Below are 17,392 nucleotides of genomic sequence, written 5' to 3'. Positions count from 1 at the left end.
TTTTTCCAAAACGATTGTTTCATGGCAGGGCCTCCAAGCGACGTTTTCAACGTCGTGCGGAAGAAAAATAGGTTCGCCAAACTAAGGGTGAAAAATGTCCATTTTATTGACAGAAGTTCACAATCCGCCACTACACTCGCCGCTTGTAATATATGCCTCGCCACTTTAACTTTTCTACACTAAGGTTGTATAAGATGGAAGGCTCCCACACTCGTGGGAGCCTCTCATTTGAGCTTAAAAAGGAAAGGCTTCCGCGAGGGGCGGAAGCCTTTATACCCTACAATTTAAACTGTCTCACTAATTCATTTAACTCTTCTGCTAACTTAGCCAGATCATCTGAGCTGGAAGCTACTTCTTCCATTGAACTATTAACCTGTTGAGCTGATGCCGACGTTTGCTCAACTCCAGCTGCTGATTCTTCTGAAACAGATGCATCTCTTGGATGGATGCGTTCATTTCCTGGCTGTTCGTAGATATCACCGACAAATTGTCAGTTACCGTTTGGATGTTACTAGCCATTTCAGTTACAGCGCTGGAAATTTTTCCGAACGTCTCACCTGTAGTTTTAATTTGGTTCGTTCCTTTTTCAACTTCTGAATATCCATTTTGAAGTGATGTTACGACCCCTGATGATTCTGTTTGAATTCCATCAACAATACCTGTAATCTCGGTAACAGAAGCACCAACTTGTTCAGCTAACTTGCGAACCTCATCTGCAACTACAGCAAAGCCTTTACCCTGTTCTCCCGCACGTGCCGCCTCAATTGCAGCATTCAATGCTAGTAAATTCGTTTGCTCAGCTATATCTCGAATAACAGATACGAGTTTAGAAATCTCCTGAGATTGAAGATCTAACCCTTTAACCTTTTCAACCGCATCTTGAACGATGTGATCAATTTGTGCCATCTGATTCACCGAAGAATTCATCAATTGAGTACCTTCATCAGTTAGCGTGATCACATCATTAGAAGAATTATATATTAACTCACCATTTTCATTGGCTTCTTGTACTTTCGCTGCAAACATTCCCATGCTATCAGACAGATCACTTGCATTATTCGCCTGTGACTCTGAACCAGAAGCTAACTCCTGCATCGTTGAAGAAATTTGACTGGATCCTTGCTTTACTTCACTAGCCGATTGAGTTAACTCTTCACTTTGACTACTCACCGTTTCAGAAATCCCTGCTAATTGTTGAATAATACCTTTTAAATTTCTTCCCATGGTATTTGTAGCTGTAGCTAATTTTCCGATTTCATCTTTACCATCATAGTCAATAGTATCTACGGATAAATCACCATCCGCCACATGGTTACTGACATCAATCACCTTATTTAGATTTCGTGACACAATGCGACTGATCAAGAAAACTAAAACTCCACCAATAACAATGGCTAATACCACTGAACCCACTAAAACCATCATGGTTAACTTTTGACTTTCCTTAGCATCTGCTACTGCTGCTTCTCTTTGTTCGTCAACCACCATTTGTAAAGCACCGAGTAAATTAACTGTCATTGAACGTATATCATTCGCTTGAGCAACTAAATCCCTTACTTTTAAACTATTACCTTCACCGACAATTTCTTCTAAGAATAAATCATTCAATTTCTTATCATTTGCAACAATCTGATTATATAAATTTAATTCTTCTTCTGTATTCATTTTCTTACTTAATTCTGCTTCTAAAATATTAAACGATTCACGTCGAGTTTCATATTCAGTAACGTAATTTTCTTCAGGATCATTAGCATAATTCACAATACGGATCCCCTTAGACCTTACTATTGAACCCATCTCAGTTATATCCACCGAGCGGTCAGCTCTTCTGTCTAACGCTTCAATATCATCTCCCACATTGCTTAATAAGACTGCAGTCACTCCCGTTGCAGCACCAAATAATACAAAAACAATAATTAATATGATTCCGTATTTCCAGCCAATATTAAGGTTTTTAAATTTTAATTTTGATAACATATGTCATTCCCCCGTTTGTAAAAATTTCCTTTTTGTAGCAATAAAAAAGCTACTCAACAAAGAGTAGCCAAATTAATTAAAAAATTTGGTAGCCAGGCTGTCTTAATCATGGGAGTTTCCAAACCTTAGACCCTCAGCTTTGCGCCCTAACCTTTCGGAAAGTTTGCCTTTTTCAATTGATTCTTTTCCCACAAAACCACCTAGACCTCAAAACGAAGTCTAGGCAAAAATACTATTTACAATTTAAACTGTCTCACTAATCCATTCAATTCCTCTGCTAACTTTGATAATTCATCTGAACTGGAAGCGACCTCTTCCATCGAACTGTTGACCTGCTCAGCTGAAGCTGATGTCTCCTCAACGCCTGCAGCAGATTCTTCAGAAATCGATGCAATCTCCTGAACGGAAGAATTCATTTCCTGTGTATTCGAACTGATGGTTGATAGATTATTAGTCACTGCTTGAATACGATCGGCCATATTATTTACAGCACCAGTTATTTTATCAAAAGTTTCACCTGTTGCCTTAATTTGCTCTGTTCCTTTTTCAACTTCTGAATAACCATCTTGTAAAGACGTCACAACACCTGAAGACTCCACTTGAATACCATCAACAATTCCTGTGATTTCTGTAACTGAATCGCCAACTTGCTCAGCTAACTTACGAACTTCATCTGCTACTACCGCAAAACCTTTTCCTTGCTCACCAGCACGGGCCGCTTCAATCGCCGCGTTCAATGCGAGTAAGTTCGTCTGTTCTGCAATATCTCGAATAACAGAAACAAGTTTTGAAATTTCTTGAGACTGGTGATCAAGGCCTTTAACCTTTACAACCGCATTCTGGACTAAATCATCAATCATTGACATCTGATTCACCGACGATTGCATTAATTGACTACCATCCTTCGTTAAAGTTAATACCTCATCAGAAGATTGATAGATCGAATCACCATTAGAATTAGCTTCTTCTACCTTAGTCGCAAATGAAGACATGTAATCAGATAAATCACTGGCACTATTCGCCTGAGATTCAGAACCAGATGCAATCTCCTGCATGGTCGTCGTAATTTGTTCTGCACCATCTTTAACTTCATTCGCAGACTGAGTTAAACCTTCACTATGGCTGCTAACCGTATCTGTCATATTACTGATTTGTTGAAGTAGCTTTCTCATGCTATCGTTCATATCATTAGTCGCTACAACCAACTGACCCACTTCATCTCTCGACTTCGTTTCAAGTGGCTCATGACTGAGGTCCCCCTCCGAAATCGCCTTCATTCGGTTCATGACGACTTTGATCGGATTAGCAATAACACGAGCGGTCACTAACGCTGTCACAATTGCTATAAGGACCACTAAAACAGACACAATCATCCCTATGAATAAAACAAAATTACCAGCTTCTATAATATCTTGACCACTTGCTTCAATAGATGCTTCGCCTTCTTCAGATAGCTTTTCAAACCCGTCCATAATTTCACGAGCCATTGGCTGGACTTCTTCTAACAGAATACGAGTCGCTTTTTCTTCGTTCCCACTATCATAAGCAAGAAATACATCATAATCTACTAATTGTCGCCACTCATTACTCTTGTCAATTAACGCCTTCACTTCTTCGGAATCAGTTTGTTCCAATAAAAGCTCCTGTTCTTCCAAGCTTCTTTGCGTGTATTCATTATAACGATTTTTAAACTCTTCATCTCCATACAATATGTATCCGCGCGTTAATGCAATACGTTGAGACATGTTGAAAGCTAACTTTTCATTAGCTACTAATGATGGAAGCTCATCTTCAACAATATTCTCTGTATCCTTATTTACCATATTAATCGCATAATAATTAAAAGTCCCAAGCATTAAAACTAATAAAATAACTAAAGAGAATCCGAAGAAGATTTTACCCTTAATACTTTTAAATTTCATTAACTTCATCTTTTGTTCCTTTATACCTTTAAATTTTAGTAACCTCTTCACAATCGACACCTCTACTTAAATAACTCTACTAATTGCTTCTTCAACTCTTTCAGGCGTAAAAGGCTTAACAATAAAATCCTTTGCACCCAATTCAACTGCCTCAATTACCATTGCTTGCTGCCCCATAGCTGAACACATCACAATCTTAGCATCAGGGTGGTTTTTCATAATTTCTTTAGAAGCTTCAACACCATCCATTTCAGGCATTGTAATATCCATTGTCACTAAATCCGGCTGAAGTTCCTCAAACTTCTCAATAGCCTCTTTACCGTCTGCCGCTTCTCCAACAACTTCATGACCCATTTTTTCGAAAATATCTTTTAATTGTAGTCGCATAAATGCGGCATCATCTGTGACTAAAATTCTCGCCATTTAAATGACCTCCTCAAAAACATTTCCTTATAAGTACTTCAAATCTATTATTGATCTAATAATAAACAAACGTCCATGTTTCCTTTATCTTTTAAGTCCACTTGCATCTGCAGGGCTTTACTAAACCCTTTCACCTTCGTTGAACCTTCCATAATAGTAGGTGCTGTGATGTCCAAATTGATATCTTCCTCATGAATGATAGACGAGATATTACCAGCAATCATGTTGCCTAATTCACCACTAAAAGAAGACAGCATCTCACCTTCTAAAGGTATCCCATACATCGATTCACCAACTGAACTAAAAACTTGGCTGTTTGCTGATAGCACTAAACGACCTTGAAGATCACCTGTGATACCAATCAATACACCAAATTCTAATTGCAGATGGTTTTCCAATCGACTAGGCTGATTCACATCTAAATCCATTGGAATAACCTTTTTAATGGAAGAAATCGTTCCGTTAAGTAAATACTTTACTGATTCAAAATTCTCCTGCGTCACTGCAGACATATGTCCACCTTCTTCCTGTTGAGCTTAGTTACTATATCGGCTAATTTGTCGAATTTGTTAGGCATTAGGGCTTAATTTTTTATAGGTAATCATTACTATATTATTTAAATTGTAAGGTAAGTTAATGCTATATTCAATATTTATTTGAATGTTTATCAGGAGCATGTCGATGAGATGGTATTACTGGCACTTCTGAGGAGTTTAAGGGAACTTTATTAGAGATTAAGCGAACTTTCATTCGATTTAAGCGAATTTTACCTCTTATTAATCGAGTTATTATTATGATTAACCGAACTTTCAATCTGTTTTTTCGAAAATTTAACACTCACCCATAAAAAATCACCCAAGCTCCACAACAGAACCTGGGTGATCATTCCCAATATTTATTTTAACCTAACTTCGAATCAATCTCAGAGGTATCAACATCTTCTCCAAACCAGCTCGTCAATTTTTCTCGAGCTTTGGCTTTGATTTCGTGATCTACATAATTAGAAGCTTGATAAATCGCAAAAACTAATACACTTAAATCATCAACATAACCGACACCAACAATAGCATCCGGCATGAGGTCTAAAGGTAAAATGAAATAACCTAACGCTCCAATGATTGTCGTCTTGACCTTCTTCGGTACTTCAGGCTTTTGCAAGGTATAATACAGTAACAAAACTGCATAAATTGCCGAAACCCCTGCTTTTTTAGCTACCTTTTGTACCTTTTCCCATAACTTATTGTCAGAATAATGTTTCTGATGTTTTTCGATGTCTGCTTCACTCATGTTCTGGGCTTCTTCCTTTGACTTAACAATATTTTGATTAGTCATTTTGAACCTCCTATAAAAACATTACCTTTTATAAAGGTTACATTCTCATTTATCAATAGTAAAGTTGAATCTATTCATTTTACATTTACCCTAAATTTAATAAAATTATGTAAGGTCAGTAAGACAAAAATAAACCGTTCGGAGCTAACCCCAAACGGTTTAAAAAATTTTAAAACTCCAACTTATCTATTAATCTCTCAATAATAACTGCCGCTTCTGCACGAGTGACTGTTGCTTTTGGTGCTAGCGTTGTCGATGTTCTTCCATTCACAATTTCTAAGCCAACTGCTAGATTAACTTTATCCTTAGCCCACTCACTGACATCGCTTGTATCATTAAACTCAGTTAAATTCTCACCTGCAATTTCTTGATTACCATTAACTAAGTTAAGTGCACGTACAGCAATAACCATCACTTCCTCACGATTAATAGTATCATTTGGTCGGTAGTTACCATCTCCATATCCACTAATTAACCTCACATCTTTTGCTGCATAAATACCATCATGGTACCAATCAGACGAGTTCACATCACTAAATTTAGCTAATCTTGCTTGATCATTCATTGTTAGCCCAAGCGTACGAGTTAACATAGCGACAAACTCTGCTCGAGTAACTTCACGTTCTGGAGCATATTCGTCATCACTAACTCCTTTGACAATCATGCTTCCTGCAAGGTTTGTAACACTATCTTTAGCCCAATGGTCTTCCATATCACTAAAGTTTTTCTTAGTCTTCTTAACAACGGCATACACACTGTTACCATTACGATGGAAGACTGCATAATACTGTCCATCTTCATCTTGTTCAATGGTTGATGGTACTGGCTGGTATTCGCGAGTTTCAGGAATTAAAGTAACTACCATCAACTCGTCTGCTTCACTTGGATCATCAATAGGAATACGACGTTCAACAAACTCCTCACCATATGAAGTGACATTTGTTTCAATTCCGTTTTCATAAATTTCAACTGAGAAGTCAATTGGTGAAGAAACCATCTCCAAGAAATTCTCTTGAGCTGTTTCCAAGTATTCACCTACTGTTTGTTCAGGTACTTTTTGTATAGTTACCTGAACATATGAATCTTCTTTATCCGCAAATTGATTAATTGTATTAATCGGCAACTTGAATGACCCTAATGGTGACTCAATCTTAAATTCTTCATCACCTTCTTGGTCCATTTCACTTAAAACCGATTTAAATAAATTAACCGAAACATTTTCTTTCTCTTCTTCTTTATACTCATAAATACGTTGGAAAGTTGAAATTCGTTTTATAATTTTAGCATCCATAATATCTTCTAAATCAATCGGGTCCGAACTTTCCTCAGTATCTTCTTCCTCTTCTTCGTCATTGTTATCACTTGGAGGTGGAGGCGTAGATCCTGTATCGCTTGAAGTATCATCTTCAGTAGGTTCTTCTGTAGTTCCTTCTTCCTCCGGTGGTTGTTGATTAGGGTCGATAAATTCATAGCTTAAAGTGGCCATAGTAGACTCAGTTTGTCCCTTAACTGCTTTCACACCAAATGAAACAGTCTGCCCTATCCAATTCTGATAATCTGCTTCTAAAATTTCATATGTCTCACTAGTAAGCTGTAATTCATCTAATAATTGATATGCTGTCATTGATTCAGTTTGATAATAAATATTATAAGAATCTGATGTCACAGCATCCCATGAAAAATCAAGATTATTCGTTTCATCTTTATTAACGACGAAATTCCCTGGAGTTTTAGGGATAAAAGTGAAATCTGTTGTGGTCATATCGGATGCTTTATCACCTGCAAAAGCCTTAACTCCAAATGTTACCGTTTCACCAATCCATTGCTGGTAATCCGCTTCTGTTAACTGATCACCCGTTGTCGTTAATGTTGTTCCATCTAACAATTGAAAGTCGGTCATAGAACTAGTTTTATAGAATATTTGATAATGTTCTGAAGTAACTGGATCCCAAGTTAAACCTAAGTTTCCTTCAACATCTTTTTGAACCACAAAGTTCTCAGGAGCATTCGGCTTAAACGTATAATCCTTTGAAATTACATCTGATACGTGTGTTCCTACTTCAGAGTGAACGTTGAACGTAACCGTTTGACCTGCATATTGAGCGTGCTGATTCTCTGTTAGAGTAATACTCGTATCAGTCGTTTGTATCTCATTACCATCGTAAGATACAACATAATAATCTGCAGTAGTTTCATCCCAAGCAAAGGTGAAAACATTTTCTGTATTTACACTCGCGCTTAAGTTAGAAGGTTTTGAATTGTTAATATCCGCTATACTTTCAAATTTATATATCGAATAAATCTCATCATAATCTTCTGCAACATATAAATTAACACTTCCATCAGCATTAACAATGGCTTGCTGAACTTCAAATAATCCTTCATCAAATGGGAAGGTTGCTACTTTTTCTACTAAATTAGTTTTTTCATATATTCCTAGATTAGTAACAACATAGTTGTCTGAAACATTGATGATAGATTCATCAAAATTGTGAATCTCATTAGTTAAATCTGTCGCTGAAATTTGATGCTTAGCATAATAAATATGTTCATTATCTAAAAATAATTTACGGTTGGGATAAGAGAAACCAGTTGAACCGTAGTCTGATACTGTTAAACTATAGTCTGACAGATTCATAGAATAAAGGTCTGAACCACTTGAACCTGATTCTCCAATATATAAAATATTATTAACAGAATCTAGTTCTAAATCTGGATCACTAAATGAATTAACATCTAGGTTTAAGGCTTGTTCACTTAATGGATTTATAGTTACTTCATATATATCCCCGCCTTCTTCAGTTACATAATACAATACTTGTTCATCAGTCGCTATGCGATAAGGATTTTGGTTTGTGACAATTGAAGATTGACTTCCTGTAGCAAGGTCAATCACATTTACCTTCGTTCCACCAAAATTCGCTATATATAATTTTCCGTTTACAAGATCAATATCTGATGGAAACGAACCAACAGATTGTTCATCTAGTTTTTCCAATGTCGTAGCATCAAATGTCATTAGTGTATTATCTGACATTGAAATCGCATACAATTTACCGTTAGTTTCATCTATTACCCAGTCAGTGAACTCATGATTTAATGAAACCTTTTTGTTAAGCGGGGTATAACTATTCTGAACTAATGTAGTTGGTAAATTAAAACTTTTCTTATGAATGGTATTACTATACTCATCATATAAATACACTTCATTCATAGATGGTGCAAAAGCCAACTTTGCATCAAATGAGAATTCATGTACCGCTCTAAATTCATCACGGTCATAGATAAAATTTTCACTAACAACAAAATCATTGGTTACATCTAAAATTGTTGCATCATAACTTCCTGCTTTATAAGTACCGTTGATGTGTCCTAAGTTCTGATCATTAATGCTTCTACCAGCATAAAATATTTCTGTACCATCCAGTACATACTGGCGGTCGGGGCTACTAAACCCATAACTTTCATCATAATTAATTTCCGAAATAATTGTAGGAACATTATTACTGACTGAAACTTTATAAAAATTTGAGCCCGAACTGCCTGATTCACCAATATAAAGCTCACCTGCTTTATTAGACTCTAGCTCAGGATAATAAAATGTATCATCAACCTCAAAATCCAAGAACGTCTCTTCTTTAGTTGTTAAGTCGATTACTTGAATTTCACTATGTTGATCTCCAGCATAATAAAGCTTATCGCCTATAATTTCTATACTTTCAGGTAATACCTCAGTTATTGAGCTCGTAAAAGTATCTAATGTTTCTAATGTACTTGCATCAAGTTTTACAACTGAGTTCTGATCTTCCAATGCCACCCAAAGCGCACCATCAACCAGCTCTAAATCCCCAATCATTCCCGTACCGACTGTAACAGTAGTAGTTATCTGGAAAGTATCACGAGAGATAACATGAACCTTACCAGTCTCAGTAGCGGCATAGATTTCATTGGAACCCAAGACCCAATCTGACAATACATCTGTCACTTCTAATGTTCCAACGTTTACAGTCTCTGCATTAACAACCTTCGCAGAAAAACCGCTTGCCATGGAACTAAAAACAAGTAAAATTACTAAAAACCAATTAAAATACTTCACTCCATAATTTCCCCCTTTAAAAATTGCACACAAAAAAAGCCTTGTATGCCAGAAAAAGACATACAAAGCTAGGGGTGCACGCAAACATATTTTTCACGTTTGGCAACCCGGCGATCGTAGTACTATGTACCTTAGACCCGTAGCTTTGCGTCGCTGCCTTTCGACAACTTTGCCTTTTTCAAAATATTCCATTTTACATTATCATTCTCTTATTTAATCGTCAAAATATGATAAATTTTAACAAAATTTTATTCTTTTCTCACTATTTCAGAATAAATTTCTATTTTTAATCATTTCTTTGATATAATCTTTAACTATAACATTAGGACTTATTCTTTAGGAGGGGTATTTTGAAAACATGTAAAAATTGTAACCATCAGCAAGACAGTGGAAATTTCTGTGAAAACTGTGGACATCCGTTAAACGAAGATCTACATAACGCACAGACAGAAGGTGCTGCAACAAAAGGAGCACAAACGCAAAACAGTCAGCTAGATAACATCAAGTATCATACGAAAAATTATTTTAACTACTTTTTATCGTTACTAAAGAATCCAAACTCAAGCTTGAAGCAACCAGAAAGTTCATTTGTTAACGGAATTATTACTTTATTAATTCTATCTATTACTCTAGCAATTGGCTTTTACTTATTAGTTAATGGGGTTTATAATCAAACAATTGTTCAGTTTGGTGGTTTTGTTGAAACACAATCACTACCATTCTTTTCAATCTTTTTCCGCATAATATTCTCAGCACTACTAATTATATTAGCTGGATTAGCGGGGCTATTAACTGTAGTAGAAATTGCTAAAGTAGATGTGTCATTCAAAACGCTATTATCTCAGTATGGAGCTTTCTCTGTTCCATTCACAGTAGTCACTGCATTAACCATCTTCACTGGGATAGCTACTTCAACTCAGTTAACTATGATTCTATTTTTCTTAGGAATTGTGGCATTTGTTACATTAGCACCTGTCATCATCAGTTTTTATCATCTAAGAAAATTTAATGAAAACGGACATGTTGTTTACTTAAGCATCTGCAGCTTCGTCATTACAAATACAATCATTTATATTATGTTTAAAATCTACCTAGGCAGTGTTTTACAAAATTTCGACCAATTTATGTAACACAAAATCCATGAGTTTCTAAACTCATGGGTTTACTTTTACAGCTTTGTTCTGTTTTAAAGACTCATAACACGCATCAATCACACGCATGTTTTGTATAGATACCTCGTAACTGTTTTTAGGTGTCAAATCGTTTTTAATGACATCCACAAAGTGCTTGACTTCCTCTTGATATTGATCACTATAATGACGCTCAGTGCGAGTTTCGCTTCCCTGATCAACTATCACTAACCCTTCGTGCCCAAAGGCATCTGGACGATAGGCTTTAGGAACTTTAATCGACCCTTTCGTACCCACGACTTCGTATTCATGTCTCATGTAAGTATGAAAACCGCAATCAAACATGGCTTTAACACCGTTTTTCATTTTTACAAAACCTTCAGCAGAAGTTTCAACACCATATTTATCATCAACCTCACCCTGGATTAACACCTCATCCACTTGGTCAGCCAAGACATTTTGGAAAGTATGCAGGCAATAACATCCGACATCATAGATACTACCTCCACCTTTACTCGCATCGACACGAATATTTCCGTCAGGTTGATGTTGCATTAACGGAAATGAAAAGCTCGCCTTCATCAGTTGTACGTCTCCGATTTCGCCAGACGCTATGACCTCTTTCACACGTTCATGCTGCTGATGGAACTGATACATAAAGGCTTCCATGAACTTCACACCATGCTTTTCACAAACTTCCTGCATCTCTTCCATTTCCGCCGCATTCATCCCGGCAGGCTTTTCACATAAAATATGCTTGCCAGCTGCAGCAGACTTAAACACCCACTCTTTATGTAAATGGTTTGGTAATGGAATGTAGACCGCTTCAACCTCAGGGTCCTCTAGCAACGCTTCATAGTTTTCATAAGCTTTTGATATCGAAAATTCCTTAGCTACTTCATTTGCCTTACCACTACTACTAGCTATAGCCACGACCTCAGCTTGATCAGACCTTAGCATTGCTGGAATTAGCGCCTTCCTCGCGATATTAGCCGTACTTAATATTCCAAATTTTATTGTCATAAAAATCACCTCTATATAATAGTTTTCTATAATCGCAATAAAACTCCTACTAGTCTATGACTTTATACCCTAACAAAAGAGGAATGAAAATTATAGAATAGAATTTAACACTTAAAAGGAGGGAATAACAATAAACAAACTTCTACGCCTCGTTCTATTAACAGCAGTTATTCTTTTACCAAATCAGTCAGCATCCGCTTCAGGCGGCACTGGGTTGTATATTGACAACCCTATTCAAACATACACTTATGAGAAGATGACATCTGACATTCATCAACTATCTCAAACCTACCCAGAAATCATCGACTATCATTCTATTGGACAAACAAAGTACGGTAGAGATTTGTGGGCAGTTAAACTGGGAAATGGTGATGCGACCGTATTTATCAACGGCTCTCACCACGCCCGTGAGTGGATCACAACGACCCTCAACATGAAAATGATTCAGCAATACGCATCTGCTTACTATCGCAATCAATCTTTTAAAAACTATAACGTTAGAAATCTATTAAATGAAGTGGCAATCTGGTTTGTGCCAATGGTTAACCCAGACGGCGTCACCCTACAACAAAAGGGACTCAATGCACTCCCTAAAGACATACATAATCAAGTCCTTCAAATGAACAATGGAAGTTATGACTTTACCCGTTGGAAAGCCAACGCAAGTGGAATCGATTTAAATCGGAATTATCCTGCTGATTGGCCAAATATCACAGGTGATTACTCTGAGCCTCGATGGTCCAATCATAAAGGTGAAGAACCATTCTCTGCGATTGAAGCCCAGCTTATTCGAGATTTTACATATGAAATTGATCCAGAGATGGCATTCGCTTATCATACAACAGGACAGGTTCTATATTGGCACCATCATTATGATTCCAATCAATACGACCGCGATAAAAGGTTAGCTGAAACCATTAGTAATTACACAGGCTACCGCATTATCCCACCTACTGACGAACCAGGTGGGGGCACATATACCGATTGGTTTATCCAAGAATATAAGCGACCAGCTTTTACTGTGGAGTTGAACCCGCACCTTTACAGACGACATGTACCGGTTGAAAACTTCCCTTCGATTTGGAAACGGAACAATGCAGTACCACTTTATTCAGCTCAAGAAAGCTACAAAATGTGGCTCAATCGACAGCCAACTCACGCGGTTGATGAAAAAGTTTATTTAATTGATCAAACTCAGTTATATAAACACCCGATGGGACGCGCTACAGGCTCTGCTTTATCTCCACAAGCAGTTTCCGTGACGGCGAAAAAAGGAAATTGGTTACAAATCAATACTTGGGCCGGTGGACTGTGGATTCAAGATAGCTTAGCCAAAGCATCACCAAAAAAAGAAGTGAATGAACGTATCACACTTGAATATAAAGCAGCCTTGCATACCATCCCTACTGAATACAGCAAAGCCACGAGCTACCTTTCGCCTCAAACGGTAAACGCCGTTGCTAAATGGGAAGACTGGTATTTAATCAAAACGTGGATGGGTGAGTATTGGGTTAAAAAGTAATGTCCTAAAATTACTTTCCAAGTTTATGAGATTAGTTTCCAAGCTTTTCAATCAATCATGTAAAAACGGCTGCCAGAACCCCTCTGGACACCCGTTTTATTTGATTATCTAAACAGGTTTACCCCTCATATCATCCGGGGTATAGTAATTTATACTCAATTCTCACAACTTCACTAAGAAAGAGGGGCTATAATATGAGCACATTTTCTAAGCATGATAAGTCTAATGAACTGCATGAGGTTAACTTATTATATAGCTCGCTTTTTCATCATTCGACAGATGCGATTGAAATTATTGATTTGGAAGGGCATGTTTTCGACCTCAACCCTGCCTGTTGCATTATTTTTGGAGTTAACCCTGAGAAAACAATCGGCAAAATTTCAACCCTATATAAATATGTAGAAAGTCGTTCTTTTTTAGATTTATCCATACACACGGTCGATGATTATATCAAAGGCCAAAACGGGATTACTTATTATGCGCGAATGATTTTCACACCCATTTTAAACCAATCGAAAGAAAAAATAGGCTACACCATTACAATCAGAGACATGACCAGCCATAAACAACTCATTCATTCGTTAAGAGAAAACGAAAGGCTATACCGTTTATTAGCTGATAACTCTGAGGATTTAATTCAAATCGTGAATTTAGATGGCGATGTCGTTTATGCCTCACCATCACACAAAAAAATCTTAGGCCGAAATCCAGATGAATTCTCAGGCAAAAACATCAACTATCATCCGAATAAAGACTTTCGTTCTGCGTTTCGTACAATGACACAGGAATTAAAAACAATTACTTTTGAAGCAAAAGTCCAGCATGAAAATGGAGACGATATTTGGATTGAAGTTAAAGGTACACCTGTTTTTGATCAACAAGGAAACTTTGAACACTTCATGATGGTTGGACACAACATTACAGATCGAAAGCGAAGCAATGAGCGCCTTAAATTTTTAGCCACCCACGACCCACTCACCAAGTTACCTAACCGACGATTATTCACAAAGAATTTAAGCGAGTCGTTAAAAGAAGCTCGAGAAGAACATCGAGATATTGCCATTATGATTTTGGATTTAGATGGTTTCAAAAAAGTTAATGATGATTATGGTCATGATGTTGGGGACGAGCTGTTAAAAACATTCAGCAATCGAGTTAAACAATGTATTAGAAAATCTGATACCTTGGCACGAATCGGAGGAGATGAATTTGTTTTATTACTATCAGACCTCGATAATGCTGATCAAGTGTATAGAATCGCAGACCGGATTATCGCTAGTTTACAGGATGGTTGGAACATTATAGACTATACCATTCGGACTACTTCGAGTATAGGAATTGCTTTTTACCAGACGGGAGAAAATATCAAAGATTTTATGAAACGGGCTGATTTAGCCCTATATGAGGCTAAATCAAATGGTAAAAATAACTATAAAGTTTCTAAAAATTAGAAAAATAGCTTGTTATACCTCGTGTTTTGTTATAAAATAAAAAACGGTTTTTATTTATGCTTTAACGCATAACAGCTTTTTTGAAATTGTTCTTTATAAATAGGTTTAAGCTGTGATAGAAATGGGTAAATAATCTTGTACTATATGACCCATAAACGAGGTGGCATAGTCATGCATAAGAGTGATTATATAACTTTACAGCAAAAGATTGAAACCACACGACAAGAACTATATGAAATGTATAAAGAAAATAATTTAACAGATAAAAATGTCGTTGAGCTAAGCCAAACTTTGGACGAACTACTCAATGAAATTAAGCATAAAAAACGTTAAAGAGCAGCTGCCACCTGGCAACTGCTCATTTTTTTAATACTGTAACTCTCTCAAGTACAGCGTTTTTCAATTGTTCGAGTCGCGCTTCTGCTTCTTGTCGTGTTGCACCTTTCACGCCGAAGTAGAATTTAATTTTCGGTTCGGTGCCAGATGGACGTAAGCAACACCAGCAGTCCTCACTTAAAATATACTTCACGACATTAGCTTTTGGTAAATGGATCGATACTTGTTTTTCTGAATCAAGTTCCGTACGAGTTCCATTTTTATAATCCTCAACTGCTAATACTGAAAGATCACGAACAGCTTGTAATGGCTGTTGTCTGAAACTCTCCATGATTTCATCAATCTGTTTCGCACCTTCTAAGCCTTCAAGCTTCATTGAATGCAGATCTTCTAAATAATATCCATGGTGTTCATATAAATCCTCAAGTGCATCAAATAGAGTTTTGCCACTCGCTTTAAAGTACGCTGCCATCTCAGCAGCCAGCACGGTCGCCTGAACCGCATCTTTATCCCGCGCAAAGTCTTTAATTAAATAACCATAGCTTTCTTCATAACCAAATATAAACTCATGCGAACCATTTTGGTGAAATTCTTCAATTTTTTCTCCAATAAACTTAAATCCAGTCAAAACATTCATAGTCTCAACATCATAATGCTCTGCGACTGCTTTACCCAGTTCAGAAGTCACAATCGTCTTAAGCATCACAGCGTTTTCAGGAAGATTTTCTTGATGCGATAGTAAATAATCTAACATGAGGGCACCTAACTGATTGCCCGATAAAACTTGATACTTGCCCTCTGCGTTGATCGCAGCGACTCCTAAACGATCCGCATCTGGATCTGTTCCGACTAAGATATCCGCTTCGATTTTCTCACCCTGCTCAATCGCAAGCTCAAACGCTTGATGCTCCTCAGGGTTTGGCGAAGCTACCGTAGGAAACTCTGGATCCGCCTCAGCCTGTTCTTGCACAATATGAATATGATGAAAACCAGCTCTACTCAAGCCTGCCTTCACCAATTGATTAGCAGTCCCATGTAATGGCGTGAAAACAATAGTAAAATCATTAGTCTGTTCTTCAATCACTTTGCGATCGACCACAACATCTTCAAGGTTTTCTAAATAAGCTTCGTCCACCTTTGTGTCAATCCACTTAAGTAACTCTCGATCCTCAAGGTCACGCTGATCCATCACATTAATCGTTAACTCATCCTCGACTGAATTGACTTGTTGAATCACTTGATCAGCTTGTACAGGAGGCAGCTGGCCGCCCACTTCATTGTAAACCTTATAACCGTTATACTCAGGCGGATTGTGGCTCGCTGTAATCATCACACCCGCAGCTGTACCAAGGTGGCGTACCGCAAACGATAATTCAGGCGTTGGACGAAGTGAACTGAATATGTATGTTGGAATTCCATGAACTCCAAGCACTCGAGCCGTTTCAACCGCAAACTCTTTAGACATATATCGCGAGTCATAAGCGACCGCAACCCCACGATACTTGAACCCCTCACCCTGCGACTCTAAGTATAATGCCAGCCCTTTTGCCGCTTTACGAACCGTGTATATGTTCATTCGATTTGTACCAGGACCAAGAATGCCACGCATCCCACCTGTTCCAAACGTCAAATAACCATGAAACGCTTCTGTTAAATCATTCTCACGCATCGCAATCAATTGCTTGCTGACTTGACCATCTAATTCAACAAAATCTTTCCATCTTTGATAATGACTTTTCCAATCCATATTTCTTTCCCCCAACGCTATATTTTAATTAATAATCTCAAAATCTAGTTGCAAAATATGTAACACTCTTTTATTACTTCCAATTATAGATGTAATAAAACTCACCTGCTACCCTGTGAAGAGAAAAAATTAGGGGTAATATTTTCTATAAATTTACCATAAAATTCCTTTATTATTTTAGTTATTTTTGCGTTTAATAGAGTTGCCGACAGGATTAATTGAGTTTAGCGGGCGTTTAATGAAGTGAATTTTATTATTATTGAAGTTACCCCAATTATTAATGAAGTCATCCCATTTCTTAATAAAACTTAGATTTGTAAGTTCCCACCATGTGGGAACTTTTCATTTTTACTATTAATAAAGTTTTGGAAACTTTTAATCGAGTATTGTGTTTGATTAATGGAGCTTTATCTCTGATTAATAGAGTTCTTTT

The 17,392-nt window shown here is 37.1% G+C and carries 12 protein-coding genes and 2 riboswitches; of the genes, 4 read left to right on the top strand and 8 right to left on the bottom strand.

What is annotated here, in order from left to right; translation table 11 throughout:
* Positions 1 to 348: 348 nt before the first annotated feature.
* The 6 genes from E3U55_RS14295 to E3U55_RS14270 all read right to left on the bottom strand — a co-directional run bounded on the left by E3U55_RS14295 (position 349) and on the right by E3U55_RS14270 (position 9,750).
* Positions 349 to 1,977 carry a methyl-accepting chemotaxis protein gene (locus E3U55_RS14295; protein ID WP_323740418.1) on the bottom strand — a complete coding sequence of 543 codons (1,629 nt, stop codon included), beginning with the start codon at positions 1,975 to 1,977 and terminating at the stop codon, positions 349 to 351.
* 84 nt (positions 1,978 to 2,061) lie between these two features.
* Positions 2,062 to 2,155: riboswitch (cyclic di-GMP riboswitch) on the bottom strand.
* Positions 2,156 to 2,213: 58 nt separating this feature from the next.
* On the bottom strand, positions 2,214 to 3,908 hold the full coding sequence (locus E3U55_RS14290; RefSeq protein WP_134341167.1) for a methyl-accepting chemotaxis protein: 1,695 nt from the start codon (positions 3,906 to 3,908) through the stop codon (positions 2,214 to 2,216).
* 57 nt (positions 3,909 to 3,965) lie between these two features.
* Positions 3,966 to 4,322: a response regulator gene (locus tag E3U55_RS14285; protein WP_134341164.1), complete on the bottom strand. Its 357-nt coding sequence runs from the start codon at positions 4,320 to 4,322 to the stop codon at positions 3,966 to 3,968.
* 47 nt (positions 4,323 to 4,369) lie between these two features.
* Positions 4,370 to 4,834, bottom strand: coding sequence for a chemotaxis protein CheX (locus E3U55_RS14280; protein WP_134341163.1), 465 nt, complete (start codon positions 4,832 to 4,834; stop codon positions 4,370 to 4,372).
* 388 nt (positions 4,835 to 5,222) lie between these two features.
* Positions 5,223 to 5,609, bottom strand: a complete 387-nt coding sequence (locus E3U55_RS14275; protein ID WP_134341166.1) for a YkvA family protein — start codon at positions 5,607 to 5,609, stop codon at positions 5,223 to 5,225.
* Positions 5,610 to 5,823: 214 nt separating this feature from the next.
* The gene (locus tag E3U55_RS14270; protein ID WP_134341162.1) at positions 5,824 to 9,750 is read right to left on the bottom strand and encodes an S-layer homology domain-containing protein; all 3,927 of its coding nucleotides are present in this window, start codon (positions 9,748 to 9,750) and stop codon (positions 5,824 to 5,826) included.
* 98 nt (positions 9,751 to 9,848) lie between these two features.
* Positions 9,849 to 9,934, bottom strand: a riboswitch (cyclic di-GMP riboswitch).
* Between the two features lie 166 nt (positions 9,935 to 10,100).
* Here E3U55_RS14270 and E3U55_RS14265 point away from each other — a divergent pair.
* Positions 10,101 to 10,880 (top strand): zinc ribbon domain-containing protein, encoded by a 780-nt coding sequence (locus tag E3U55_RS14265; protein ID WP_134341161.1) that lies wholly within the window; start codon positions 10,101 to 10,103, stop codon positions 10,878 to 10,880.
* Positions 10,881 to 10,904: 24 nt separating this feature from the next.
* On the opposite strand, the gene E3U55_RS14260 is transcribed toward E3U55_RS14265, so the two are convergent.
* Complete coding sequence (locus E3U55_RS14260) at positions 10,905 to 11,903, bottom strand: Gfo/Idh/MocA family protein (RefSeq protein WP_134341160.1); 999 nt, start codon at positions 11,901 to 11,903, stop codon at positions 10,905 to 10,907.
* A 214-nt stretch (positions 11,904 to 12,117) separates the two neighbouring features.
* Between E3U55_RS14260 and E3U55_RS14255 the strand changes: the two genes are divergently transcribed.
* The 3 genes from E3U55_RS14255 to E3U55_RS14245 all read left to right on the top strand — a co-directional run bounded on the left by E3U55_RS14255 (position 12,118) and on the right by E3U55_RS14245 (position 15,209).
* Complete coding sequence (locus E3U55_RS14255) at positions 12,118 to 13,425, top strand: M14 family zinc carboxypeptidase (RefSeq protein ID WP_134341159.1); 1,308 nt, start codon at positions 12,118 to 12,120, stop codon at positions 13,423 to 13,425.
* A 194-nt stretch (positions 13,426 to 13,619) separates the two neighbouring features.
* Entirely contained in the window at positions 13,620 to 14,876 is a 1,257-nt protein-coding gene (locus E3U55_RS14250) for a sensor domain-containing protein (protein WP_134341158.1), read from the top strand.
* Between the two features lie 171 nt (positions 14,877 to 15,047).
* Positions 15,048 to 15,209 (top strand): aspartyl-phosphate phosphatase Spo0E family protein, encoded by a 162-nt coding sequence (locus tag E3U55_RS14245; protein ID WP_134341157.1) that lies wholly within the window; start codon positions 15,048 to 15,050, stop codon positions 15,207 to 15,209.
* A gap of 25 nt (positions 15,210 to 15,234) precedes the next feature.
* On the opposite strand, the gene E3U55_RS14240 is transcribed toward E3U55_RS14245, so the two are convergent.
* A complete protein-coding gene (locus E3U55_RS14240; RefSeq protein ID WP_134341156.1) occupies positions 15,235 to 16,959 on the bottom strand; it encodes a phospho-sugar mutase in 1,725 nt (574 codons plus the stop codon).
* Between the last annotated feature and the right edge of the window lie 433 nt (positions 16,960 to 17,392).

The organism is Filobacillus milosensis (assembly GCF_004402015.1).
GTDB classification, from domain to species: Bacteria; Bacillota; Bacilli; order Bacillales; family Alkalibacillaceae; genus Filobacillus; species Filobacillus milosensis.
The sequence above is the reverse complement of the archived record's forward strand: the minus strand, read 5'-3'. Positions and strand labels throughout refer to the sequence as shown.